This window comes from Sorangium sp. So ce185 (assembly GCF_051526825.1).
GTDB classification, from domain to species: domain Bacteria; phylum Myxococcota_A; class Polyangia; order Polyangiales; family Polyangiaceae; genus Sorangium; species Sorangium cellulosum_D.
The window spans coordinates 6824274-6850375 of sequence record NZ_CP150316.1 but is presented as its reverse complement, the minus strand read 5'-3'; the positions used below and the strand labels follow the sequence as shown (position 1 = coordinate 6850375).

16 protein-coding genes and 1 pseudogene are annotated in these 26102 nt (G+C 68.8%); 7 read left to right on the top strand and 10 right to left on the bottom strand.

The genetic code is table 11. The features are described from left to right. Window positions 1-251: 251 nt before the first annotated feature. Together WMF26_RS24875 and WMF26_RS24870 are read left to right on the top strand one after the other, a co-directional pair. The gene (locus WMF26_RS24875; RefSeq protein ID WP_438002334.1) at window positions 252-3659 is read left to right on the top strand and encodes a hypothetical protein; all 3408 of its coding nucleotides are present in this window, start codon (window positions 252-254) and stop codon (window positions 3657-3659) included. Then, window positions 3625-4509, top strand: a pseudogene (locus WMF26_RS24870) (DEAD/DEAH box helicase); the annotation flags it as partial. The gene WMF26_RS24875 and the pseudogene WMF26_RS24870, both read left to right, overlap by 35 nt. Here the strand turns inward: WMF26_RS24870 and WMF26_RS24865 are convergent. Continuing rightward, window positions 4449-4622 (bottom strand): hypothetical protein, encoded by a 174-nt coding sequence (locus WMF26_RS24865; RefSeq protein WP_438002522.1) that lies wholly within the window; start codon window positions 4620-4622, stop codon window positions 4449-4451. The pseudogene WMF26_RS24870 and the gene WMF26_RS24865 overlap by 61 nt on opposite strands. A gap of 70 nt (window positions 4623-4692) precedes the next feature. On the opposite strand from WMF26_RS24865, the gene WMF26_RS24860 reads away from it, so the two are divergent. From WMF26_RS24860 to WMF26_RS24845, 4 genes are all read left to right on the top strand, one after another. After that, entirely contained in the window at window positions 4693-9981 is a 5289-nt protein-coding gene (locus WMF26_RS24860) for a helicase-related protein (RefSeq protein ID WP_438002442.1), read from the top strand. Between the two features lie 63 nt (window positions 9982-10044). Beyond that, window positions 10045-10188 (top strand): hypothetical protein, encoded by a 144-nt coding sequence (locus WMF26_RS24855; protein WP_438002333.1) that lies wholly within the window; start codon window positions 10045-10047, stop codon window positions 10186-10188. After that, window positions 10185-10769 carry a hypothetical protein gene (locus WMF26_RS24850; protein WP_438002332.1) on the top strand — a complete coding sequence of 195 codons (585 nt, stop codon included), beginning with the start codon at window positions 10185-10187 and terminating at the stop codon, window positions 10767-10769. Before WMF26_RS24855 ends, WMF26_RS24850 begins: the two co-directional genes overlap by 4 nt. 54 nt (window positions 10770-10823) lie before the next feature. Then, a complete protein-coding gene (locus WMF26_RS24845; protein WP_438002331.1) occupies window positions 10824-11708 on the top strand; it encodes a viperin family antiviral radical SAM protein in 885 nt (294 codons plus the stop codon). An 87-nt stretch (window positions 11709-11795) separates the two neighbouring features. On the opposite strand, the gene WMF26_RS24840 is transcribed toward WMF26_RS24845, so the two are convergent. Continuing rightward, the gene (locus WMF26_RS24840) at window positions 11796-12959 is read right to left on the bottom strand and encodes a hypothetical protein (RefSeq protein WP_438002330.1); all 1164 of its coding nucleotides are present in this window, start codon (window positions 12957-12959) and stop codon (window positions 11796-11798) included. A 57-nt stretch (window positions 12960-13016) separates the two neighbouring features. Continuing rightward, on the bottom strand, window positions 13017-13439 hold the full coding sequence (locus tag WMF26_RS24835; RefSeq protein ID WP_438002329.1) for a hypothetical protein: 423 nt from the start codon (window positions 13437-13439) through the stop codon (window positions 13017-13019). 51 nt (window positions 13440-13490) lie between these two features. On the opposite strand from WMF26_RS24835, the gene WMF26_RS24830 reads away from it, so the two are divergent. Continuing rightward, window positions 13491-15524: a hypothetical protein gene (locus WMF26_RS24830; protein WP_438002328.1), complete on the top strand. Its 2034-nt coding sequence runs from the start codon at window positions 13491-13493 to the stop codon at window positions 15522-15524. 279 nt (window positions 15525-15803) lie between these two features. Here the strand turns inward: WMF26_RS24830 and WMF26_RS24825 are convergent, their stop codons facing one another. The 7 genes from WMF26_RS24825 to WMF26_RS24795 form a co-directional block, all read right to left on the bottom strand. Continuing rightward, on the bottom strand, window positions 15804-16106 hold the full coding sequence (locus tag WMF26_RS24825) for a hypothetical protein (RefSeq protein ID WP_438002327.1): 303 nt from the start codon (window positions 16104-16106) through the stop codon (window positions 15804-15806). A gap of 124 nt (window positions 16107-16230) precedes the next feature. Continuing rightward, window positions 16231-17037, bottom strand: coding sequence for a DUF1963 domain-containing protein (locus WMF26_RS24820; protein ID WP_438002326.1), 807 nt, complete (start codon window positions 17035-17037; stop codon window positions 16231-16233). Window positions 17038-17052: 15 nt separating this feature from the next. Next, on the bottom strand, window positions 17053-20880 hold the full coding sequence (locus WMF26_RS24815) for a DUF6531 domain-containing protein (RefSeq protein WP_438002325.1): 3828 nt from the start codon (window positions 20878-20880) through the stop codon (window positions 17053-17055). Between the two features lie 3 nt (window positions 20881-20883). Further along, window positions 20884-21258 carry a PAAR-like domain-containing protein gene (locus WMF26_RS24810; protein WP_438002324.1) on the bottom strand — a complete coding sequence of 125 codons (375 nt, stop codon included), beginning with the start codon at window positions 21256-21258 and terminating at the stop codon, window positions 20884-20886. 27 nt (window positions 21259-21285) lie between these two features. Next, a complete protein-coding gene (locus WMF26_RS24805; protein WP_438002323.1) occupies window positions 21286-22284 on the bottom strand; it encodes a beta-ketoacyl synthase N-terminal-like domain-containing protein in 999 nt (332 codons plus the stop codon). A gap of 8 nt (window positions 22285-22292) precedes the next feature. Beyond that, window positions 22293-23384, bottom strand: coding sequence for a DUF2169 family type VI secretion system accessory protein (locus WMF26_RS24800; protein WP_438002322.1), 1092 nt, complete (start codon window positions 23382-23384; stop codon window positions 22293-22295). An 8-nt stretch (window positions 23385-23392) separates the two neighbouring features. After that, a complete protein-coding gene (locus tag WMF26_RS24795) occupies window positions 23393-26101 on the bottom strand; it encodes a type VI secretion system Vgr family protein (RefSeq protein ID WP_438002321.1) in 2709 nt (902 codons plus the stop codon). Window position 26102: the final 1 nt, after the last annotated feature.

Here is a 26102-nt window from a genome sequence, read left to right as displayed (position 1 = left end):
TGGTGGCGGAGGGACCTACGCCGTCGCTGGTGCTCGCCGCTGACGCCGTAGGTGATGTACGCGGATCTGTTCTGGAGCTGCTTCCGGGGCGGCGTTTACATGAGCGCGCCTTGGCGCGAGGATGAGGCTCGCGTCGTCGTGGGGGGAAGGTTGACCACTTCGCAAAGTTATCCACGTGCCCAAGTCCGATGAGAAGGGGAAGTCTCGATGAAGCGAACCGCGGTCCGGTACTTCCTGTGCGAGGTGCGTTGGTGAGCGTGCGAGGACAGACGGTGAACGCTGCGCTGCGCCGGCACCACGGCGGGCGCCCGCTCTTCACGCTCAACATGTCGGCGGCCGAGCTCTCCGCACTGCGGGAGGAGCTTGCGGAAGGAGTCCGAAGCACGGGGATCGCGGCGTTGCGGGCACCGGACCGCGCCCGCATGTTCGTGGTCTACGCCGCCGAGTTCCTGTGCCAGGAGGGGCACGCGCTGGAGTGGCGGCCCATCCTCGGCTCGATCGGGGTGAGCGCCGAGGAGGCGCCGAGGTATTCCGAGCTGTACGAGGCCGTGGTCGACGCCCTGCGCGCTTTCGATCGGCAGGTCGTGACGCGCCAGGGCCGCAGGCGCTTTCTCGCGACGTTGCTCCGGGAAGGCGGGCTCCCCGTGCACATCGGCAACCTCCCCGAGCTGGTGGGGGCGCTGGGCCGGGAGATCGGCTGGGAGGCGCTCGCAGGCCAGGACGGCATGGCCGCCCGGCGCTTCGCCGTGGCTCGTATCAAGTTGCTTGCGCAGGGGCGGCTCCGAGAGTTGCTCGACGCGAGCGAGGCCGCCGAGGCGCTGGAAGACGTCCTCGCAGACGCCGCGGCGACGCGCGAGCGGCTGGCGCGGTGCGGGGTGGATCCGACCTCACTCGGCAGCGCGGACGATGTCCGGTGCGCGCTGGATCAACACGGGATCGAGCTGCCGGCGACGAGGAATCCCCGCTTGCTAGCGGCCATGCTGGCCTCGTTCCGAGACGCGGCGCAGTCGCCGCGCGGAGCGCCGGCGGCGTCCTTCGGCGCGGCGCTGGAGCTGCGCGCGATCCTGCTACCAGGTCGCCGAATCGAGCTCCGCGCGAGCTTGGATCTGGCGCATCCGGAGCTCCGTGGGCGCATCCCCGCGGACGTGACGTATGCGACCGTGGCCCTGGAGCCTGGGACGCACGGGGCGCGCTTGATCGCGTGGTCGGAAGGGGAGAGGCGGTTCGAGAGCGATGACGCTGTCAAGGGGCGTCTGGAGTGGCTCCTCGGCATCGGGAGCCCGACTGCGATGGTAGTGGCGCGCTACGCGGCGAGGGGCGGCGCGGCGCAGGTGGTGCCCGTCGAGACGCTGGTGCTCCCGGACCAGGCGCTGTGGTGGTTCGACGGGGAGGGCCGGATGCTCCGCGCGGATCAGGAGATCATCGCCGCCGGCGAGCGCCGCCTCCTCTTGGCGCGCGAAGAGATCGTGATGGAGACCTCGGGAGGCGTCACCGTCGCGGAGCTGTCCGGGGGAGCAGCCGCCGCCTGGGCGATCGACGCCGCTACGGAAGGGGAGGTCCGCGTGCTCACCGCGGGAGGCGAGATCACGGTGCTCGAGTGCCGGCAGCGGGTCCTCTCCGTGAGCATCGAAGGCGGCTTGCCGTCCCAGTTCTCGCGCACAACCAGCGCCTTCGAGCGCTTGCCCGATCTGACCGTGAACGACGCCCCGGATGGGGTCGACGTGGTCGTAAGCGCCGGGCCGCACGCGCCCTTTGAGACGGTGACGCGCGATGCGGCGGGGCGTATCCGTCTCAGCGGGATCCCGCAGCTCCGAGGCGCGTGCGGCACCGTACGGGTGCGCCTCACGGCGCGTGACGGGCGGAGCTTCCACGCCCGCTGGACGGTGATCCCGTCGCACTTTGTGGAGCTCGTCGAGGCGCGGCGGGTCGTCTTCGGATCGAAGCTCCTGGCCCATGTGACCAGCCGGCACGGGGTGGTCACGGCGCTCGGCCCAGGCCGCTTCGAGGTCCAGGCCCCCGCGGACGCGCAGGAGGTCGCGGCGGCGCTGGGGCTCAACTCGGGGGAGATCCTCCGTGCCTGCGTGCCGCTCGCGCGACGCTACGTGCGCTTGTGGAAGGACGTCGTGTCCAGGGAGGAAGCGCCGCTCGACGGGACGGCGATCCTCACGGAGCGCATGGTCTTCACGCACGCCTGCGTGGAGGTTCGCTCCGAGCCCGATCGCGAGGTGTGGCTGGAGGACGAGGGCGGGGCGCGCCTCGTCACGAGCCGCACCGATCGCTTCGGGCGCGCGCTGGTCCCGCTGCGCGAGGTGGTGCGGCAGAAACTCCGGCCAGACAAGAGCTCGATCGTCGTCGCCGCCCGCGTCGACGGCGATCCGGCGGCCTACCGCTTCCAGGTAGTCGTTCCCCGGATGCACCACCCCTCGCGTGTCGCGCGCCCGGGGCAGCTCGTACTCAAGCTGCTGCTTGACGAACGCGATTTACCGGAGAAGCCCGCGCTGGCCTGCTTCGATGTCCTGCGGCCGTTCGATGAGCCGGCGATCGTCGCCTGCGGGCTTGAGAAGGTCGGGCCCCAGCGCTTCGAGGCAGCGGCGGCCGCAAGCGCGCTGCCGACGTCGCGCGGCCGGTGGATCGTGTTCCTGGCGGACGCGGCGCGCTCGCCCGTGAGGAGCCATTCGGGCGGCGTGCTGGTGGAGATACCCCTCGACATGGAGGCGGTCCCGCCGCGCGCTCTCTCGGCGCTTGACGAGGGGTTGTGGTCCAAGGAGGAGCCGCAGATTCTCCGCGCGCTGGAGGACATGACGACCGATCCGCCGGCGTTCGAGGTGTGGCTGGACCGCTTCGTGGGCGCGGTGCGGGCCCGCGCGGCCTTCGGGCTCGAGTGGTTCTACCTCTTCGATCTCATCGCCGCGCGCGCGCCCTGGGTCCTGCTCGCCGCGGCGGCGCAGCTCCCCGCGCGCGCCCGGTTCGCGTGGCTCGATCTGTACCGCACCGAGTGTCGCGGCTTCACCTGGCTCGGCGTGACCCGTTCGGAGCGGCGACCTCTCGCGCGAGCGCTGCGGCGCAAGGAGGTCCACGAGATCACCGAGCTCATCGAGACGGCCAAACAGGCGCGCGCCATGCCGCGCGCCGTCGAGCTGACGCTGTATCAGGAGGCGCTGGGTGGGCGGCCGGAGGCCCCGCTGCTCCTCGAATCCATGAAGGCGGAGGTGCTCGGTGAGGGTGGTCCCATGGAGCTTCCCCGCGACTGGGAGGGGCGCCTCGCGCTCCGGATGTCGGACCTGACCGAGATCGCGACGCAGGACAGTCTGCGTGGACGCCGGGCGGCGGCGTTGCTGAAGCTCCGCCAAGGGGCGAGCCAGGAGCTTCTAGAAGCGCTCCCGCGGGCCTGGGTCTTCGGTACGCCCGGCGCCGCGCCGAGCGTCACGGCGACGTTGATCGAGTCGGAGGCGAAGGCGAAGCGCGAGCTCTCGGTCGGCCACGGCCGCACGGTCGTCGACGCCGAGCTGCGCGTGACCGAGGCGGCGCGACTTTTGACGGCGTATCGTGAGCAGGGCGTGCGGATCAGGAAGGACGCGTGGAACGCCATCGCGGTGCTCGACCAGATCGTACCCGACCTTCTGGATGCCTGGTTGCTCGTGTCGATGGGGAAGAGGTGAAGCGATGAGCGGGTATCAACTGGACGCCTATGCCGCCAATGAGCGGGCGCTGGCAGAGATGACGAGCTTCGTTCGGTCCTCGTTTCGCTTCCGCGATCCGACGCTCGACGACGCGGTCCACAAGGCGATCACGGACTTCGGGCTCGTCGCGCCCCCCGTCGTGGAGGCGAACTTTCCCTTCGAGCTGCCCAGCCTCGGCCCGAAGACGACCGGCGAGCTGGCGAAAGCAGGGATCGTGCACCGCGATCTCCCGGCGCTGCTCCAGGCCGCGCGCGGCGAGGCGCAATGGCCGGCCGACCGCCCGCTCTACCGGCACCAGGTCGAGGCGATCGAGAACTACCGGAAGGGGAAATCGCTCGTCGTCGCGTCGGGCACGGGCAGCGGCAAGACCGAGTGCTTCCTCTTCCCCGCGCTGGACAAGCTCCTTCGCGATCCGGACCTGAAGCGACCCGGCGTACGCGTGCTCCTCCTCTATCCCCTGAACGCGCTGGTGAACAACCAGATGGATCGGCTGCGGGCGATTCTTGGCGACCATCCGACCATCCGCTTCAGCCTGTACACGAGCCGCCTGCCGGAGACGACGAAGGTGGCCGAACGGAAGCTCAAGAAGCTCGGGTTGCCCGTGCCGCGCGCGGAGCTCATCTCGCGCGAGCAGCTCCGCGAGCAGCCGCCGCACATCCTGGTGACGAACTATTCGATGCTGGAGTACGCGCTCGTCCGGCCGGCCGACGCGTCCATCTTCGACCAGCTCGCGCGCCCGGAGATGGTCGTCATCGACGAAGCGCACGTCTACGCCGGCGCGATGGCGGCCGAGCTCACGCTCCTCATGCGGCGCGCCTGGCTTCGCTGGGGGATCGCGGAGCCGAGCGCGGTCCAGGGGATCGCCACGTCGGCGACGATGCACCAGGGGATCTCGGACGGCCGGGAGCGCCTCCGCTCCTTCGCCGCGAGCCTGCTATCCAAGGCCCCTTCCGACGTCGAGCCTATCGAGGGGCGGCGCGTCGTCCCCCAGGCGAAGACCTCGCCTGTCAAGATGGCCCTCCCCGCGCCCGCCGCGGTGGCGGCGCTCGACACCGACTTCGCGACGCTCGTGGACGAGGTGGTGGACGGCGAGGTCGAGGTCAAGCTCGACGGCTCGAAGGTCTCCCGTGAGCGGGCGCAGCAGGTGGTCGACGTGCTCCGCCCCGGCTTCCGGACGCGCGATGACCTCCCGGCCGCGCGCCTGCTCCATGATGCGCTGGAGCCGCTCGCCTGGGTACGTAAGCTGCGTGGCGATCTGAACGACGCCGCCACCCGCATCGATCGACTGGCCGACGCGCTGTTCGGCAAGGACGGTGATCTGGGCGAGCGCCGGCGGGCCGTCCACCGCGTCCTCGAGGTGCTCGCGCTTGCCCGCAGCACGGCGGGTGAGATCCCGCTCCTGCCCGTGCGCATCCATGCCACGGCGCGCGGACCGCACGGCGTCTACGCCTGCCTCAATGGCCAGTGCCCCGAGGCGGTGCTTCGGGGCGCGCTCGGCACGCTGTACACCGAGCCGGTGGGCCGGTGCGGGTGCGGCTGCGGCGTCTACGAGCTGCGCGTGTGCGAATCCTGCGGTCAGTCGTTTGTGCTCGGGCTCGAAGGGGCTGGCGATGATGGTCTCCCGGCGCTGGTGCCGCAGCGGGTGCACGGCCAGGCGGGCTCCGGCGGGAAGCGGAAAGAGGACAAGAGCGACGTGGCCCTGTTCTGCTTCCAGGATCGTTGGGACGACGGCAGCCCTTTCCCTACGGCGGACGGAGCGCCGGAACAGCGGTGGGTCGACACCAGCTCGGCACCCTGCCGGCTCGGCGCCGCGGACGGCCGACGCCTGTGGCGATTTCCGGGCGGGAACTTCAAGGGGCCCGAGCGGACGCTCGCCGGTGTGGCTTGCCCCCGCTGCGACTCCCAGCGACCTGCGCTGCCCGTCATCCGGCGCGTTCAGGTCGGCACCGACGCGGCGCTGCAGGTGTTGATCGATGGGGTGTACCCGTCGCTCCCGCGACACCGCGCCGCCGCCGGTCGCTGGTTGCGCGGTGGGGGGAGACGCCTCCTGCTGTTCGCCGACAACCGCCAGGTGGCCGCGTCGCTGGCGGCGAAGGTGGAGGAGTCGCATGATACGCTGCTCGCCCGCCGGATCCTCGTCGAAGCGCTCGACGCTTGCGCCGGCCGGGGGGAATCGGGCCGCGCCTCTGGCCTCCAGCGGGACATCGTGGCCGCCGTGGAGCGTGACGACTTCGAGGAGGTGGCCCGCCTCAAGGTCAAGCTTGCTGAGGCCCGCGCTGCCGCCGCCGCCGAGGGCGTCGACTTCGAATGCTTGGCTTCGGCCATACGCGACCACGCAGACCTCCGAGAGCTCAGCAACCACGACGCCGCCAGCGCGCTGGATCTGGCTCGCATGCTCGTTGCCCGCGAGCTCTCGCGCCGCCCTGGACGGCTCGGCAACCTGGAGGCGAACGGCGTCGTGGTGGTCGATTACGGGATCGCTTTTCCCGCGCCCAAGCATCCGGACGTGCGCCGGCTGTTCCCCGACGAGGTGTGGAGCGCGCTCGTTGCCACCCTGCTGGACACGATGCGCGCCGATGGCGCATGCACGGTCCATCGCGTCGGGATCCATGATGACTTTCTCCCGCGCCGCCTCATCGACCGCCCGATGGTCAAGGAGCATCGGAAGGGCAAGGCCGACGCAGACACCAACGACGACGCGGCCGACGGCACGTGGGAGAAGACGCCGGTCCCGCTCATGCCATCCGGCGCCGGGGTGACCGCGAACGAGAGCCGCCGGCTGGCTTACGTGGCGCGAGTGCTGGCGCAGGTGGGCGCGCCCGCTGCCGTGACGCCGGTGCTGGTCCTCGAAGAGGTCTGGGACGCGCTCGACCGCGTCGCGCCCATGGGGCAGCAGCAATCTCAGTCGGTGTCGCCCATTCGGCGCCGGGACGAGGCGGGGCGCTTGGAGATCGTGTTCCACCTGCTCCGCTTCCGGCGATCGAGCGCGGGGCCGCTCTACCGCTGTGGCCTGTGCCGGACCTCGTGGGCGCACGCGGTGGCAGACGTCTGCCCGACAACTCACTGCGAGGGCACGCTCGCCCGCATCCCGCCGGGGCAGGAGCTCGATGAGCGGGACCGGATCGTGGCGCGTGCGGTGGGCGAGGGCCGGACGGAGCTCCTCGGGCTGAACTCCGAGGAACACACCGCCCAGATCCTCCCGGAGGACCTGGAGCAGAGCGAGGCTCGCTTCAAGGAGGGCGAGCGCAACGCGCTCGTGTGCTCGACCACGATGGAGCTCGGCGTCGACATCGGCGGTCTCAGCGCCACGTTCCTCACCAACGTGCCGCCCGGTCCGTCGAACTACCTGCAGCGCGCTGGCCGCGCCGGCCGCCGCGCGGAGGGCACGGCGCTGGTGCTGACCTTCGCGCGACCGCGGCCGTTCGATCAGGCGGCCTTCGCCGATCCGGAGCGCCCCTTCAAGCTCCCGATCACGCCCCCCGCGGTCAAGCTCGACAGCCCCCGGATCTGCCGGCGCCACGTGTACGCGCACCTTCTGGCGCGGTTCTTCCAGCGCTTCGACGCCGGCGTGAGCGCTCAGAATCCGCTCACCGTCTTCGGCTCGGTGAAGGCGTTCTTCGAGGACGCCATCGCCGCGGTCGAGCACCTCGACGCCGCGGTCGGCGATCAGATCGGGAAGACGCTCGGGGTGGACGTCAAGCAGGAGACGATGTGTCACGCGTTCGTCGCCTGGCTGGTGGACATGGCGGTCGCCGACACTGCGCTCGTCGCGGAGGTGCGGGCGCTGACGGCGCGCACCGCGCTGGCGAGCATGTCGATGGACGACATCACCGACCGCTGCTGGACGCACATCGAGAAGATCGCCGCTGAAGTGCGCCACCAGCTTCGCGTCCTGAACATGCAGCTCGACGCCGAGCGCGCCAAGCCGGAGGCGGCGCAGGATCGCGGGATGATTCGCGCGCTGGAGTACCAGCGGGACGACTTGGCGAGCGAGTCGTTGCTCAGTTATCTCGCCGTCGCGCAGTTCCTGCCGCGGTACGGGTTCCCGGTGCAGGTGGTGCCTCTCGTCGAGCGCTGGGAGGAGAGCCGCGGGGAGAGCCGGTCATCCTCGCAGCCGCGCCTCCGCCTCGAGCGCGACGTGGCGCTCGCGCTGAGCGAGTACGCGCCGGGCGCCGAAGTCATCGCGGGCAAGCACGTGCACGTCTCCCGCGGTCTCCTCCGGCACTGGACCGGTACGGACGCGCCCGGCGTGATCGCGCAGCGGGTCATCGGCCTGTGCCCGAACTGCGGACAGTTCCACTTCGCTCGCAACCAAGGTGGCCTGGAGAAGGCGTGCAAGACCTGCCAGCAGCCGGGGTTGCGGGAGATCCCGGTCATCCAGCCGAAGCTAGGGTTCGCCGTGCAGTGGGGGCGGCGGCCGCAACGCTGGGCCGGCGGGGCCAGGACCGCCCTGCGCCCGGTGACGGAGGCCGTCTACGCAACCCGCGAAGGAGGCCCGACGGCAGAGGTGAGCGCCGGTCTTGCGCTGGCGTACGACGAGGAGGGGTCGATCCTGGTGCGCACCGAGGGGTCGCTCGTGGAATCGGACCGAAGCGGAGCGAGCGCGAGCTCGGCCGCGGTGGGCGCGCAGCGGCAGGGATACGGCTACGCCATCTGCTATCTCTGCGGCCGCGCCGAGCCCGAGACGGAGCTGCCAGGGACCGACAAGAAGGGCAACAAAGTCGATCCGCTGCCCAAGGCGCTCGAGCAGCATCAACGCCTACGTGGCAAGGGGCGCTGCGAAAACAAGGGGAACTATTGGCGCCACATGGTGCTCGCCGGCGACCTGCGCACGGAGACGCTCCGGATCGAGCTGAAGGGGGCGCTCGCGCTCCCCGGCGGGGAGGATGGGCTGCGCCTCGCCACGACGTGGATGGTGGCGCTCCAGCTCGCAGCGGGCGAGGTGCTGGGGGTCGATTCGCGCGAGGTCAGCGGGTTGCTCTCGCCGCGTGGTGTCGGTCAAGGCTTCGTGTACGACGTCATCCTGTACGATCAGGTGGCCGGCGGGGTGGGCCACTGCCGGGCGCTGCGGGAGCGCTGGCAGGAGCTGATGAACACGGCGCGACAGCGGCTGCGGTGCTCAAACCCTGCTTGCACGACGGCATGTCACCGGTGCCTGCTCGCGTTCGAGACGCAGCGTTACGAGCCGCTCCTGCGGCGCCGTAAGCTGCTCGACCGTCTCGATCCCGGCTGGGCGCTCCTGGAGAAGCGGGCTGAGCGAGACGGGCTTCCGGTCGAGCCGGTGTTCCGGGGCGGCGTCGAGGTCCGGGAGCGTCTTGCGCGGCTGCCGACTGCGGAGATCACCGTCGTGGCGCCCGGCGTCGGCCGGCAGGCGATGGCGGACGATGGCTGGCTGCGCTGGATTGTGCGGCACGCCGACGGCCCAGGGCGCGCACGTGTGGTGCTCGGTCGCCTGCCGGATCCGAACTCGGACGAAGAGCGAATCACGGCACTCCGGCTGCGGCTGGCGATCGAGATGGGCAAGGTGGAAGTGCGGAAGGTGTCGCCGAGCGCCGCAGCGGATTTTGCCTGGAAGCTGTCGTCCGGTGCGCCCGATTCCGAAGACGTGTTCCTCGTGGAGCAAGCGCATGACGCGGACGCGCTCGGCCCTGGGTGGCTGCGCGAGAAATGCCGGGTGTTCCGCGCCGTGGGACGCGCGGCCGGGCAGGCAGCCCGGGAGCGCGTGGCGGCGCTTGTCGCTGCCGCGCGGGTGTGCACCGCATCGGACTTCGAGCCGGACGAGGCGGCCCCGACCATCATCGTCCACAACGTGCCCGCGCGCAGGCAGGGCGCGGACGCGACCTTCGCCCGCTGGTTCGTCAATGCCTCGGGTGAAGCACTCAACCATCGACCCATCCGCGCGCTTCGGATCGTCGATCCTTACCTGCAGACCGACTGGCAGCTGACGCTGCTCGAAGAGGCAGCGGCGTTCTTCCGGGCGCGTAGCTGCCAGAGCCTGGAGGTCGAAACCTACGCGCCCATTCCCGAGAGGGAGAACCAGGGGCACGGGCATCACCGGACGCTGAGCGCCGTCGAGCAAAAGGCGCGGATTGCACGCGTCGCGGGGAACTCGGGATGGAGACCGCTGGTGCTGCCGAGCGACCCGCTGGCGCGCGTCCACCAGCGGGCCATTACGGGCACGCGGGAGGACGGTTCGCGTTTCGTAGTGCTGCTTGAGCGCGGTCTCGACTTTATCGCATTCGACAGGCGGCGAGCGGCGCGGACGACGCGGGAGAGCTACGTCGTGGTGAAGGAAGAGTGAGAGCAGGGCGCAGGCTCGTTCCTGCACCGCTGCCTCCATCGGGCGCGCGCCGACATCGACACGGTGCGCGGCCTGCTCACCTCGGCGCTCACCCGGAAATCGCTCAGCCCGACGACGTTGCACGCCTTGGAGATCGAGGACGACGTCGCGCTCCGCGCGCGCATGGACGAGGTGCGCAGCGGGGCGGACCAGGAGGAATACACATGAGCCATCTTCCGGATGCCGGCACCCTGGACGCGCTGGTCCTCGGCCTGTCCGAGGCCGCCGATGAGCGTGCATGGGAGGGCCTGGTGATGCAGCCCGGCAGCGCCGAGGCGTGGCGTGCGGCGGTCGCGCGAAGGCGGCGTCTCGATGCGATCGCCGGTGCGGTCCGCGGAAGAGCATGGCTCGCCCGTGCGATGCGGCAGGTCACGGCGCCCTCCCGCCGCGCGCGCACGCCGCTCGACGTCGAGCTCTCGCTAGATTTTCCTGACGCGCAGCTGAAAACCCTGGTCAACCCCGGGCTCGGCCCGGCAGACGAGCGGCAGGCCGGCGAGGTGCTGCGACCGGTGTGGGGGCAGATCGCCCCGGTCAAAGCTGCGATTGACGTCCGCTACCGGTGCAAGGGTCACGACGGGTCGCTCCCGGAGCGGACCTGGATGCTCGAGGCCGACGAGGCGCCGGTGCTGCTCCTCGCGCTCGTTGGCGCGCGGACTGGGACCACCCTGCGCGAGGCGCTCGAGCAGGCCGCGGCGATCGCGGGGGTCCTCCTGCTGGAGGCGCCAGCAAGCGGGGAAACTTCCACGTGAACGGGGCTATCGGCGTGCCCGGAGCGATCCGCCGGGCCTGCCGAGGAGCCACCGATGAAGATCGTCGCTGTCAACTACCACCTCGACAAGCCCTGCAACCTGCGCTGCGGCTTCTGCTTCGCCACCTTCCGACATGTCCACGAGAGCCTCGCGGTCGCAGACGCCCTCCGGCTGCTGCGCTTCCTGTGCAATGCCGGATGCGAGAAGCTGACCTTCGCCGGCGGGAAGCCGACGCTCCACCCGCGCTTCGGCGAGATCCTGGCCGAGGTGCGCCGCCTCGGCTTCGTGACCTGCGCCGTCACGAACGGCGCCCGCCTGGCGAACATTCTCGAGGGCCAAGCCTCCGACCTCGACTGGCTGGGGTTCTCGATCGACTCGGCGAGGGAGGAGGTGCAGGCCGCGCTGGGGCGAGGCTCAGGGGACTATGTACAGAAGACTCTGGCCCTGGTCGATGAGGCGCGGAGGCGGGGCGTGCGCATCAAGCTCAACACCGTCGTCACAAGGCTCACCTGGGAGGAGGACATGTCCGAGCTCGTCCGGCGCGTGCGTCCGGCGCGGTGGAAGGTGTTCCAGGTGCTGCCTGTGGCGGGGCAGAACGACGGCTCCGTCGAGGAGCTCCTGATCGACGGCGACCAGTTCCGCGCGTTCGTGGCGCACCACCGCCACCTCGAGGCAGAGGCGCTGGCTCCCATCGCGGAGAACAACGAGGCCATGACCGACTCGTACGCCATGATCGATCCCTCGGGCCGTTTCTACGGCAACTCCGGCGGCCGTCACATCGCGAGCGCCCCGATCCTCGACGTAGGGATCGAGGCGGCGCTGGCGCAGGTTGGGTTCGTCCTCGAGAGGTTCGCGGCCCGCGGCGGGGTGTATGCGTGGGAGTCCGCGCCTCGGCCTGAGAGCCTGCTTTCACCGCCGCGCTCGTCCGCGTGTCCCTAAAATGATCCACCGGGAGCTAAACCTTGTGGAGGCGCTTTAGGTAGTACAAGTGAGCATCGCCGTCAGCGAACTTTCTGCAACCCTTGTTCACCGCTTTCGGCGCGATAAAGCTGACTCGACCAGCGCCTGCCAGCGCGGCCTGAGCGTCGGATCGCGCTGAAAGCGCTCTTGCCAGACCGCATGGAGCGTCGTCCAGGCATGCGCATCCATCTTGTAGTGGTTACGAATCTGGACGACCTGATCGGGCAGCGCCGTGACCGTGGCGCAGATCTCTGCGTACTGGGCAAGCGATATGCCGTGGATATACTTCAACATCTCCGCGGAATGACCGCTGCTTGCTGCTCCGCCTGATGCCGCCGGCTCGGGATGTGGTGCTGGCGGAGAGCACTGGACAAAAGGAAGCACGCCAGCGCCGGATTGGGGCGCGGGCAGATCGGGGGCCGATGGTGAGCGCCGTGGCACCTGGGGTGATCCGGTTGGTGGTGAAAAAGGAAGCGCTCTGCCTGCAAAGGACACGGGAGCCAGCATGGCGGTTTGTGAAGCAGCATGCTCATCGAGGTCTGGCTCGTCATGCACGCCTGGAGGCACGTGGTGCGGGACCAAGGGCGCGTGCTTGAACGGCAAGGCATCGTTAGAGCGACGCGCTCCTCCATCGATGGGCAGGGTCATGCATTCACCGAGATCGCCAGGCGGCGCGGTCTGGTTCGCCGTGTTGGGGCTCAGTAGGCCCTTTGCGAACGGGAGCACCGCGCGCGCGACCGCGGAGGGCGAGGCGCGAACTGTCCGAGTGACATCGTCCTCCTCCGTCGGCGGCGCCGACAGATAAGCCTGGGGAGGTGGGGCCGCGAAGGGAAACGGCGAGCTGGGCGGTGTCGCGATGGGGGATGACGCCGCAGGCATGGGCGGAACCGGCGCGACCACGACTGGGAGCGGCGGCTGCGCGACGCTCAGGGGCAACGGCGTCGTCGTGGCGGACGGAGGCGGTGAAGCCGCGGGGGCAGGCGCCGGAGCAGGAACGGCAGCCGCCTGGAGGGCGCGCTGCCGCTCGAGAAAAGCCTGCGTGTATCGGTTCGTCAGCTCGAAGCGGCCGCGCTCGAGGTCCGTCCCCATCCTCTCCAGCCACGTCTGCTGCGTGTCTATCCAGTCGTCGATCGTCAACCCGGTGCGCGCCAGCACCTCGTCACGCAGCCTCCCCGCGTCCATCTCGGCGCGCATCTCCGCAAAGCGTTCGATCGTCACCACCGTGCCCATCGGCCCCATCCTAGACGCTGACGCCGGCGCTGTCAGGGTGATCGAAGAGCTCCGCCCTCAGCGCCCGCGCAACGCCGCTTCGAACCGGCGCTCCAGCTCGGGATCCTCCACGATCCGCCGACTCCAGTGCTGGCTACCCTGGACGTACTCGGCCATCGTCACGCCTGCGCGGGCGAGGGCCGCTTGCACGTCACCGCTCCCCTGCATCAAACGCGTTACCTGTGCGAACTGATCGAGAGAGATCGGCGGAGAGCGCCCGCTCTGCGCGGCCTCGTACGCAGCCGCGTACGCCGAGAGGAGCGGGGAGATGCCGTCTTCCGCCTCGTCGAGGGCCGCGGAGAGGCGGGCCTGCCACGTGGTGTCGAGCGCCTCCCATCGGTCCTCATCGAGACCGCGTCGCGCGAGCACCTCGGCGCGCGCCGGTCCGGCCGCCGACAGCTCGGCCATGACCTGCGCGTACGCTTCGATGTCGAGTTCCACACCAGGATTCTAGTCGCCACGGCGACCGGGAGCAGCTAGAAAACAGTGTCGATGCGTACCGAGCCCGCTGCGGCCGACCCCGCGTCGGTCTGGATGACCCACCTGGAGCGAGCGCACGACCGTGCCCACGCGGCCGCTCGGTCGATCGAGGATCACGTCGAACCCAGCGCGCACCTCGCGTCGGCCGCGCGCCGCATCGAGCATGGGCTCGCGGCGATGTACGACGCATTCGACGGGCGCGCGGACCGACCCACGGCCATCAGCGTGGCGCACGCGCGACTCTGGGACGCAGCGATCCTGGTGGCGCGGGCGGGGCTGCCGGGAACGCTCGTGGCGTTGCGCGAAGCGTGTGCAGCGCTCGTTGGCGCCGAGGGGCGTTTCCCGCGCGTGCCGCTCGCCGGACGCGCCGCCGTGGAGCTTCAGGCCGGCTCCACCCTGCCGCCGCTGCACACGATCGAGCGGGCCTCGCTCATGCCGTCGTTCCGCGCGCCGCCGGTCCCCGAGCGCGAGGGGGAAGCGGCGGTGATCGAGCTGCCGGAGCCCACGACGTTCGAGGAACTCGCGGCGGTGGCTGAGAGGGCGCGTCGCATGACGCAGGAGCGAGCGCAGGCGCTCGCAGGGCGCCTCAAGGCGCCACCCGCGGCCAAGGCGAAGGTCGAGACGCCCGTAGAGGTGCCCCCCGGCTTCGCCTTCGCCCCGCCTCCGCCGCTGGACGAGGGCGCCTTCGTGCGGCGCTGGGCGCGCGAGTGCTTTGACGAGATCGGCATGCTCGGCCTCCAGCGCGCGCCGCTCCACGGCGACGACTGGCGTGCGTGCCAGGCCCTCGAGGTGCGCCTGATCAACGCCGTGGACGCGCTCGCGGCGCTCGGACCGGCCGCGCTCGCGTACGTGGAGCCGCTGGCGATGGATGCGCCGGTCGCGAACTCGATGAGCGTGTTCGCGGCCGCGATGATCGGCGGATGCTTCGAGGGCCGCGACGCGCTCGCGGCCGCGGAGCGCGTGCTCTACCGCTTCGGGCCGAACGATCCGATCATCGCCGAGCCGTTCGCCTCGGCGATGAAGCTCGCGCCGAACCCCTTCGTGCCGGGTGTCTTACGATCGCTGTACGCGTCCCCTGACCCCGGCTGCCGCGCGATCGCCGTCGACGTGCTGGCCTATCGAGGTTGGCTCACGCCCCAGGAGCTTACCGAGCTGGCGGATGAGGAGGATCCGCGCGTCCTCGCGCTCGCGCTGCCCGCGCTCGCTGCTGCCCGCCATCGGGATCTCGGGCGTGTCCTCGAGCGCGCTCTCGCGCACTCTGATCTTCAACTGCAAGCGTCGGCGCTCGATTCCATGGTGACCGCCGCCCATCGGCAGGCAGCGGCGGCAGCACGCACGGCGGCGCAAGGAGCGCTCGGGGATCGGGCGCTCATTCGGCTAGCGATCGTCGCCGACGAGAATGACGCACGCTGGCTGCTTGCGCGGATGCAGGCATCGCCGACCCCGGCCGCCATTGAGGCCGTCGGTTGGTCAGGGCTTGTCGACGCGGTGCCGGCCCTGATCCGCATGCTCGAGGCGGGCGACGACGAGGTGAAGCTCACCGCCGGCGCTGCGCTCGATCGGTTGCTCGGCGCGAAGCTCATCGAGAGCATCCACGTGCCGCCCGAGGCGATCGAGGATCCGCCGGTCCGCGATCCAGATCCTGAGGCGCGGCCGCCGCGCCGGCCGCTCGCCGGCATCGTGAGTGATCCCCGCTTCTTGCCGCCGCCGGGTTCCAAGGAGAAGCTCGAGGTGCCCTCCGCCGATCCGCAGAAATGGCGCGCGTACTGGGCCGAGCACAGGCGCGAGGTCGACCCGAAGACGCGGCTTCGCCGCGGGCAGGCGTACTCGCCGTCGGTATCGCTCTACGAGCTCGATCAGCTCCCGCTCCCACCGGGCGACCGGCGCCGCCTGCACCGCGAGCTCGCGGCGCGGACGGGGAAGCTCACCCGGTTCGATCCCCATGATTTCGTGGTGACCCAGGAGCAGTGCCTCCAGGCGTGGGCGGGGATCGTGAGGGCCGCGAACTCGGTGCCGGGCGAGTGGTCTCACCCCGTCGCGCGGTGATGCCCTTCTTCTGAGAGCACCGCACCGAGGGAGCATCATGCTCGCCATGGCATCGATCGAGTGGGTCATCTCCAACGGCGGACCGCTCCTCGCTGTCCCCGGCGAGCTGGCCAGTCTTCGATTCAGATCCTGGATTCGGAAAACGATGACGCGAAGCTCACTGCCGGCGCGGCGATCGAGCGCTTGGAGTGCATGAGGGCGTGGAAGAGGCTCGTCGGCGCGTCGATGACGACGCCCGAGGCGTGGAGCAGGCTGCGCCCTTGAAGGGGGCCTCGGACTTTACCTGAAGAGCTGCGTGAACCGTTTGTCGACTTCGAGCACGTGATCGACGACGTGGAAATAGTCCTGGATATCGGCCCGCGCGAGCGCTGAAGAGCGCGTTTCGATCGGGCCGAACACCGCGACGTCATTCCACGGATTGCCCTCCTGACCGACGACCATCACCTGCCATTTGCCCTTGCGCTTCCGGACCTTCATGACGACGGACGTCCGGTCCTCGGGCTTCGATCCGTTCGTCCAATTGCCGATCGAGACCAGTAGGGTCCCCTCTTTCTCCGGGTGTTTTTCCGTGTAGCCGGCCATGTACACCGCGTGGGCTCTGCCGTCCTTAGAGACGAACCCGCGAAGGACGTGAGCCCGTTTTCCGCAGCAGCCGCATCGGACCACGGAGGCTCGACCGAGCTCGACGTCAAGGTCCATCTCGGGCTCAAGCCTCGCTGAACGTCGAGGCCGCCGTCTGCACCGTCGACGCGTTCACGACGTCTCCATCGATATAGATCCGCAATGTCTCCACGTCGCCCATTTCCAGATCGATCGTATCGTCCGAATCGAATTGCGCGACGAAGCACCGCCCCTGCTCGTCGTGGTACGTGGCTGCGCTGGGCCACCCGAGGAGGCTGTGGTACGGGGCGCTGGGCTTCAAGGCTAGCCACACCGCGTCATGATAAGCGTCACTTTCGTCAATGTTTAGGTCCAACGTTGAGATGATGGGCGCGCGGCCCGGAGGGATCGTGAGCCGACCTCTCGGCTGGATGAGACCCATGCGTTTCAGGACGAACATGGGTCCTGGGGGAGCCGTGCGAACGAGGTCCTTGGTAATCGGGAAGTACAGAACGGCACAGTATTCGCCGTATTCGGGCGATGCGAGGTGCGCGAAGAACGACAAGACGCCCTCGCTCGGGAGAAGACCTTCCAGGTCGAGCGCCTTGACCTCGTCCGTGATGACGACCTGCCCGACGAACGTGAGCGGTGCCGTCTTCCACATCGGCCACGGCTGTCCAGGGGGGAGGTCCGGCTCGCCGCCGATCCGCGACACGACCCCCTTCACATCGGCGGGATTTGCCCTCGTCACCAGGAGATCGATCCCCGGCCGCAAGAGGGCCTCGATTGCAGAGAGGTGCTTGCCAAGGCCGTTCGCCTGGATCGCCTCGACCATCTCCTTGTGCTGCGCGCGGAGCGGCTCGGGAAGCGCCGAAAGCCACGCGGGTCTCCCCTTCTCGTCGAGCTCGTTCATCCGTCTAGTCCTCCCTCAGAAATTGGCTGGCCACCCGTTGTGGGGCGTCGTCGTAGCACTTGCTTGGATATTGTTGTACTGAATTTGCATCTCCGCTCTGGACGGCACCGGGAAGGGCGTCGGGGCCGCTTGGTTGGCGGCTTGCTGCGTCGCACCTGCGGCTGCGTTGGTGGGTGGGTCCCAGTAGAGCTTATTCTGCTGGTCTCTCTGCGCAATGCTACACCGCCCACAGTGAGGGTAGAGCATGACGCTGCCCGCGGGCGGGTTGCCTCCGTTCGCCTTCGATTGGCTGATCGGCGGTTGATGGTCAGGGATGAAGTGTTTATATTTTCCAGTCTTTTCGGGATCGGGATCCTTGCTCCCGCAGCTATGGCATCCGTATTTGAACCCTGCGTTGTCGATGGCGCGATGGGTGTCGGGCGAGAAATTCCGATCCATCGCGTTCCTTCCGGCGTCGATGAACCCCGGTATCTGCGCCGTTCCGATCGTGGCATTCGGCCCAGGCCTGCAAAGGTCCGTGCTCGTACGGCCGTGGTCCAGCCCGTTGATTATCGGAGCGAGCCCTGAGGGATCACACTCAATCGTCGGGTTTCGCACGTACTCGAGCGGATGGAGGTTGCCATCGAGCAGCAGCGGATCCGGGCTGATGAAGAGCCCCGTCGCGGGATCGAACCAGCGGCGATGGTTGTAGACGAGACCGACGTCCGGATCGGCGTGCTGGTTGGGGAACCGCGCGTCGACGAACGCCTTCGAGACGCTCGGTCTGGGCAAACCATAAAGCGTGGGCTCGGCCTGCCAAACCATGTCGCCCCCGGGATCGACGGCGCCCGAGGGGAACCCGATGGGGTTTCTCAGGTAATAACAGACATCGATCTCGGACCCATGGCTATCCACGTGCCCGAGCGGTGCGAAGGATCTGTCATCGCGGAGGTAGGTGCGGGTCCACTGCGCCGTGTGGTCCACCTCGTGGAGGACGCAGTTGTTCATCCACTGGTAGGAGATGTCCCGGACGACCTCGTTTTGCCGGTACACCCGCTTGGCGATGCGACGCCCGAGCGCGTCGTAACGAAAACGGACGAGCTGGTCGTGCGACTCGACCTCCAGAAGCTCCCCGGCCGCGCTCCACCGGAGCTTCTTGTCGCCGCGACGGCACATGCGCCCCGCGGCATCATATTCGATGATCTCGCCGCCGATCTCGATGGGTCGACCGAGAGAATCGTAGAGCGCTCCCGCCATGAGGGGCGTCCCGGCTCCGTCGAATCGAAGGTTCTCCTCCTCGACGACCTGCCCTTTGTCGAGGACGCGCCGCCGCTGGATACGCCCACCCGGAGCGATGTCGTATTCGACCGAGCGGCCATTCGAATGATACTCGCTCACCAGATAATCGTCGCGCCAGAAGTAGGTCGCCCAGGAGATCAACCCAGGATCGGCCTGCGTGGCCCGCTGCTCCCGCTGCAAGGCGTCATCCCTCCGCGCAAGCCACGTGCCGGCGAGCTGGCCGTTCTTCGTAAACGTGCGGCGCAGGACGAGCCGATCGCCGAGGTAGAGGACCTGCCCATCCTTGTCCTCGGGCTCGATGAAAATAGTCGCGATGTCGCCCGCCTCGATCGTCTCGAGCTCACCCGTCTTCCCGCGCGTGCGCCGGACCGGAAGGCCAACGTCGCCCACGAACGAGTCGGCGTTGCCGCCGTGCCACTGGACGTGAAGCTGGTGGATGCCGGCCACCTCGCGCTGCACATTTCGGGCTGCGTTGTATTCGCGCACGAGCGGGGCGCCGTTTGCGCCGTTGTCGATGGAAACGGTCCTATTTTTGAGGTCGTACTCGAGCGAAATCACCTCGTCCGGGAGTTCGATCTTCTTGAGCTTGCCGTCGCTGTCGAACTCGCGAACCTCATCGCCAGTGGGCCCGCGCCGCCGCACGATTTCACCGGCGACATCGTACGCATACGTATGCTTGAATCCCTGGAACGTCTCGATCTCAACGAGGCGGCTTGCGTAATCGTACGTTTGCCGGCAGACATCCCCACGGCCATTCCGTATCGAGACGACGTTTCCCATGACGTCGTAGCGATACTCGAGCGTCGTGCCGTCCGGATTCTCGATCCTGATGGGCCAGTGCAGACCACCGTACGTGACACGCGTGACCTGGCCGTTGTGGTTCGTCATGGTCGCGTAACGCAGACCATCGCGGACCCAGGTCGTGGAGCCTCCGCCAGGATACCGCTTCTCGATGACCTCATTTCGCCGATCCCAGACCCACTCGGTGCGGCCCCCGAGGTGATCGACATGCGCGATCTTGCGGCCGAGGTAATCGTACTCCATTCGCTCGGGGCCCATGCCCGTTCGCTGCAGGAGGATCAGGTTGCCCATCGCGTCGTGCTCATAATGCGTCGAGACGCCGAGGCGATCGACGCTGTGGAGCAGGAGCCCCCGAGCGTCCGAGGCGAACTCCTCCGTGGTGCCATCGGCATGAAGGACAAACGTGGTATTGCCACGAATATCGAAAGTGCGGCGCACGACCGCGCCGAAATCCTCCTGGAAGGTCACCTCGCGCTTTCGCTCGTCGTAGAACTTCGAGACCTTCGCGCCATCGCTCGACAAAAACCCTTCAACGGCCGGGCCGGTCGGCGAAGGCACTCGGGTCGATCCGTCCGGCTGCGTCTCCGCGATGAGGTCTCCGGTATCTGGATCGTAGATATACTCCGAGATCCCCCCCGCCGCGTCGACGCGCTTCCTGACCCGGCCTTGTTTATCGCCGAGATAAGCGACCACGCCGCTGAGGCCATTTTTGACCTCGCAATACCGGTCGTTTTTGGCGAAATCTATGGTTACTTGTAGAATCCCCTTGATCTTGCGCCGGTCCACGCCGGCGGGGCGAAGTGGAAGGGGCAACTCGAGGGCAGGATCTGTGGCGCCGATGTATTCACCCCAGGACTCGACGCAATAAGCGTCCTCCGTCACGCCGTCGTATCGATAACAGTAGCTGAGCCCCGTTGGTATGCGGTGCTCGATCATCAGATGGTCCTGATAAGCGTAATTCCACCGGAACCCCTCCGCGTCGCAGAATTCGATTAGGTCGCCGTCATCGTCGTAGCTGTACCTCGCGACCTCCATCCAGCCCTGATATGCCGGATCGATCGCCACGAGGATACGGGTGATACGGCGCCGCCCGTCTACCTCGATATGATAAGGCCGCCCCGCGGAGTCCCACACGCGCGTCATCACCCCACGCGCGTCGCGCTCGATGCGGATCGCGTTGCCGTTTTTGTCCGACACCGACTGCAAATAATGATATCCGTCGGAGCATGCGGGGCCGAACATGCGCCGCGTGCGGTCCGGCGTCAGAAGCATAAAACCCTGCCCCTCGCGGAAGAGCGTCCATCCGATCGCGTTCTTGACGCCCTCCATCGTCTGCGGGATCTTGGGGAACGCTTGGAGCCGATTCTGATCGTCGAAGAGCTCCGTCGTCTGCCGCCGCGAATCGCGAATGCGCCAGCCATAAGCGTGCGCCCATCCATGTCCAAGTTCGCCGGGCATGGACGACTGGCGTGAGCTGTAGTGGCGTTGCCAGCGCAGGGGCGAGGGACCTCCGAAGGCGAAGTCGAGGATGTCAAGGAACATCCTGCCCGTGATGGGGCAAATGGGATCGCCGCAGCCCTCGCCGCCGTTCTTGCTGTCGCCGCTGCCGTTCCCCCCGTTGCCGTTGCCGTTGCCGTTGGTGCCGTCCTGGCCACCGCTGCCATCTCCACCCCCGTCACCGCTGCCGCCGCCGCCCCCAAGGACCGCGATCCCTGGGCACATCCCCGGCGGGGCCGCCGCGTCCGGCGCAGGTGAGGTCGCCATCGCTCACCCCCCTCCCTTGTTGAGGAACCCGGGGCTCCCAGTGATCCCCACCATCCCGAGCTCCACGAGCACGATCGGCGCCCCCATCACGATGAATGCCGGACCGCCTGTGTTCAGGCTCACGACCTCCTTCATCGTCCCGGGCTCGTTTCCGTGGCATGCCTTGAAGCAGGACCCCACCGTGACGATCTTCGCGCCGCCCATCTTGGTGCGCACCGGGGCGTCCTTCACCCCTTCCGTGGAGTTCGCCACCACCGGATAGGGGACCGGGATGGGGCTCGGCGCCGCCGGCGTCGTGCATACGCTTACGGCGCACGGGGTCATCGTGTGACCGGATTTCTCCGTGATACAATCCATCATGACGGCCGTGACACCCATCGCCGCGCCTCCTCTCCTCGCGCCCTTTCAAGCCTTGCCCAGGACCACCGCCGCCCGGTCCCCGCCGTCGTTCCCCGCCGTGGCCAGCGCGATCGGCGAGGGCGCGTATCCGTGGCGCCACGCCGTCGCCGCCATCGCCACGAAGAGCGGTATCGCTGCCGCGCCCAGATAACCGATCCGCTGCGCAGGCGACTCGATGAGATACGGCCTTCCAAGCACCTTCTGCGCGCGCACGAACACGCTCTCCCACTCGTACAGCCGCCGCATCTCGCCGGTCAAGTCGGTCATGATCCACCCCGCCGTGCGCCCATCTCCGGCGAGTGGGGCCGTGGCCTGCTTGACCGCGGCCGTCATCCCGAGCGCCTCATACGCCGGCGCGTCGTTGTCGGGCCTCGCGCGCTCTCGGCCCGTGCCCACACCGAGCACGCGCGCGACGGGCGTGAGCTGATAGCGGGCCGCGTCCCCCGCGCGCATCAGCACGAAGAACGCGGCGGCCTCGCCCGGAATGCGCGCATCGAGGTTGTCGCGAGAAAACAGCCGTCCGCTCGCATCGAGCGCGGCGATCGATCGAGGATCATAATCGCTGTGCACGCCGCCAATCACCACGGCGTTCGCCTGGTGCGTCTCTAGCGCGCGGATCGCGGCCGGCAGGAGCCCCCCCGGCGCCGCCTCTCCACCCGCCTCGACACGCACGCTCGCCGCCGGCATCGCGCGCTTCACCATCGCTTCGAGCAAAGCGATACTCACCTCGCCGTCCTCGCACCTTTCGTCGATCGCGACATGGACCTCCGCCGCGACCTCTCGGATCGGCGCGACGGCCTCCTCGAACGGCGCCCGCGCCAACGCGGCGAGCCGCTCGGCGCCCACCAGCCGTCCGTCGAAGGTCGGCACGAACGCCATCGTGATCGCCTCGCCCGCCGCATTCGCGAGCGGCGCCTCGGCCATTGCTGGAAACCCCGCCCGCAGCAAGAACCCTGTTTGCTGGGCGTTCAGGCCCACCGCTGTCTTCGCGCCGACCTTCGCCACGGCGACGCTCACGCGACCTCCTCTTCGGTCAAGACGATCTTCGCGTCCTTCATCCGGCGCGGCGGATGGAACGCGGCCCGCCAGACCAGCTCCACCACGACCTCGGCGCTCTCGGGGTTTGGGGCGGAGGGAGCCGAAACACCACCCGGATCCCCCGATATTACACCTGGCACGCCGACCGTATCGAGCACGACCGTATCGAGATAGGGCGCCAGCGTCTGCGGTTCACGCCCCGTGGCGAGCAGGCTCGCGAAGATCCGGATCTTCGGCAGGCGAAATCTCAGCGTGCCGCCGCCAGGGGTGAGGTTCAGGAGCGCCACGTCCTCTCCTCCGGCGAGGGGCGGGATCGCCGTGAGCCCCGGCGATGCACAGAGATTAGCCCGGTCGTCGTGATCGAGGGGCAGGAGCGGCGCGCGTTCTTCGCGCCAGCGCGCGTCATGGGTTCCGAGGAAGCGGCGCCTCGGCTCCCAATGTCGCCCGATCGCTCCGAGGCCGGCCGGAGGCGGTCGCGTTTGCACCGAGCCGATCGGGTGCAGCGGATCTTCGATGAGCGGAGCGGGCTTGTGCGTCAGTGAGGATGGATCTCGCGCGATCCCCATACCCACGGGGTTGCGCGACTCCTCGACGGCTCTCGCGGGATCGCTCACGTCGATCCCGCCCCACGCGTAATCGTACCGCACTTCGATGCCCGTCGTGCGGCGAGCCGCGGACAGACCTGCTCCGTTGGCCTCCCAGACACGGGGGCCGAACACCCGGATCGTCTTCTCTAGCCGCCCGACGCGCACCCCGGCATCGAACGACGGCACGGCCTTTCCGCCCGGAGCGTGGGCTGCAGCCACCACGATCACGTCGGTCCCGGGCTTGGTGATGCAGAGATCCGACGGATACTTGATGCTGCTTCTCTCGGGCTCGCCCCACGGCACGTCCGCTCCGCGAATCCCGCGCCGCTCGGCCCGCGGCGAGAGCTCGAGCGCGCTCTTCCCGCGCACTGAGGTGAACGTCGCCTTGACGATCAGGACCAAGCGCTCGCCGTCTTTCGCCAGGAGCAGCACCGGCCTAGCGACGAATTCGGTCTTGTTGTTGAGGATGGGCGCGTCCATGGCAGCCCCTACGCCTCGGAGACCGATTTCGTCAGCGTGACGTTCGGCGCGGTGATGGTGACCGCGGCCGCCTTGATCGCGATGCCGCCGCCGTCGATGACCACCTCGCTCTCTCCGCACTTGAGCACGATGGCGGTCGAGGCATCCACCTTGTGGAACGCGCCGACGAACATGGCCTTGCCGGTGGCCAGCACGGTGCTCGATCCGCCGATCTTCTCGAGGATCGCGCCGCCTACCATCGTCGACCGGCTGCCGCCGACGTTCTCCGTCTCCGGCCCCTTGCTGAGCACGACGAGGCCCATGGCCTTCTCGGTCTTGTCGGCGAGGCATGACTCGGCCCGCGTTCCGCCGACCAGCTCGACGCGCGCCGCGCCGATGTCCTGCGTACGGGCGCCCTTGATGGTGGTGTGGATCCCCGCCGCGGCGATGGTCGCCTTGATGCTCCCGACCTTCTCGTCGTGGGTGGACGAGCAGACGTTGACGGCGTGGCCCGGTCCGGTGGCACTGTCGCTCGCGGAATTGCCGGCCACAGCGCCTTCGGGGCCCGCCTCATTCGCTGCTGAGGCCCCGCCGCCGCCGGCGCCTTCGAGCCCCAGCGCCTCCCCCAGCTCGGCTTTGCCTCGGTCGAGGGCGCCGCGGACCACCGAGTTGAGCCCAACCTGGAGGCTCGCCGTCGAGAACGCGGAGAGCCCGCCGCCAGCAGCTCCGCCGCCTCCACCGGCAAGCGACGCCCCGAAGGCGGCCGGGGTCGGCAACCTCGACGCCGCGCTCAGCGCTCCCGACGCGGCGCCGAGGTTGCCCCGGCTGACCGCATCCATCGACGCGCCGATCTGGCCGGCCGTGCCCTGCAAGCCTCCGACGGCGCCCATCAGCTGGCTGACCTTCGACGAGACGGCCTGATCGAGCTGCTGGAGCGCTCTCGCCGCCTCCGCCTTGGCCGCCGCGACCACGGCCTGCTGGGCGAGCGAGAGCATCGCCTGGATGGGGTCGCCGTCCATCTCCATCTGGTTGCCGCCGACGGAGGTCTCGCTCGCGCCCGCCGACGTGAGACCGTACACGGCGTTCACCTCGACCGTGCGGTTGCCGCCGACCGACACGTCCTGCGAGGCGAGCACGGTGTTTTGGTAACCGTTCGTGATCTTGACCGTCTGGTCGCCGCCGACCGTGAGCTTCGCGTTGACCTCGACGTGCTTGCTCTCGTGGGCGCCCGTCGACTTCGTCTTGTTATTCCCGGTCGCGATCGTCGTGTCCTTCTGCGCGTGGATCTTGATCTCCTCGCTGCCTGCCTTGTCCTCCAGGCGGATCTCGCTCGAGCCGCCGCCGCCCGGCGAGGAGGCCGTCTTGATCGCCGTCCGGGACTTGCCCTCGGGCAGCGCGTACGGCGGCATGAAGCGGCCGTTGAAGACGCGACCCGTCACGATGGGCCGGTCGGGGTTGCCCTCGAGGAACTCCACGATGACCTCCCACCCGACGCGCGGCAGGACCATCGACCCGCTCGTCTGGGGCTGCGCGACGCGGATCCAGCTCGATGCGCTGGCGTCCCGCTTTCCGTACCGGTCCCAGTGGAACCGGACCTTGCAGCGACCGTGCTGGTCGGTGTGGATCTCCTCAGCGGGCGAGCCATTCGGGGCGACCACCTCGGCCGTCTGCGGGCCGTCGATGCGCGGCGCCGGGGTACGCTGCGGGGTGTGGTATTTCACCGCCTTGGGGATCGCCGTGGCGCGGACCCGGTACACGCCGCGCTGGAGCTCGTGCACGGTGCCGGTAATGAAATAGTCGCCGTCGAGATCATTCGTCGTCTCGCACAGCTCGATCCAGCGGCCCGGGGCGAGGCGCAGGCAGCCGGCCTCGAGCGCGAGCGTCACCCGCTCGGCCTGCATGGCCTGGAGACGGACCTCGGCGAGCCGCGTCCCCTCGCTCGCCTTCGTATACAGGCCGGGGTAATCGTAGCTCTCAAGATCGGCGTCCCTGTCAGCCGTCGCAGTGACGGTGAGATCCGTGGTGGGTTTCTTGAAGTCGTAGTCGCGGAGCGTGACCTTGCCCGTGGCCGTGCGGTGCCGCTGGGTGATGACGCCGACCGCGCCGTCGCTCGCCTCGAGGCCTGCGCCGTAGCGGTAGGAGAGCCGCTTTTCGCCCGGGAGTGGATCGCTCAACGTGCTGTCGTCCTCGAACACAAGGATCTCGCCGCCGTCGCCGCTGTCCGAGAAGAAATAAATGCCTTCCTGCTCGAGGAGCCTCGAGACGAACGCGAGCGCGCTCTCGTTGTACTGGACGCAGTGTTCCCGCTTCGGGTAGCTCGCGACGAGCCGCCACGACTGGAGCTCGTCGTCGATGCCGTGGTCCCGCAGGACGGTGGAGACGATCTCCTTCACGTCCATGTCCTGGAAGATGCGGCAATCGAACTGCCGCTCCAGGAGCCCGAGCATCGACGTCACGCGCACGCGATAGACGAGCTCGGAGCGGACCCCGTCCTCAGGCGACGCGACCATGGCGACGCTCATCACCACGCCAGAGAGCTCGTGCTCGACCTCGTCGCGACCGAACGCGAGGCGCGCCGGTGACCCAAGGAGATCGTCCGGCTCCGCATAGACGGCCGATCGCACCTCGATATCGGCCGCGGTGACGAGCCCGAGGCGGCGCTCGAGGCGGAAGCCGACCACGTGCGACGAAGCGAGGGGGCCGGCCTGGAAGACGACCGTGAGCGACCGGTTCTCCATG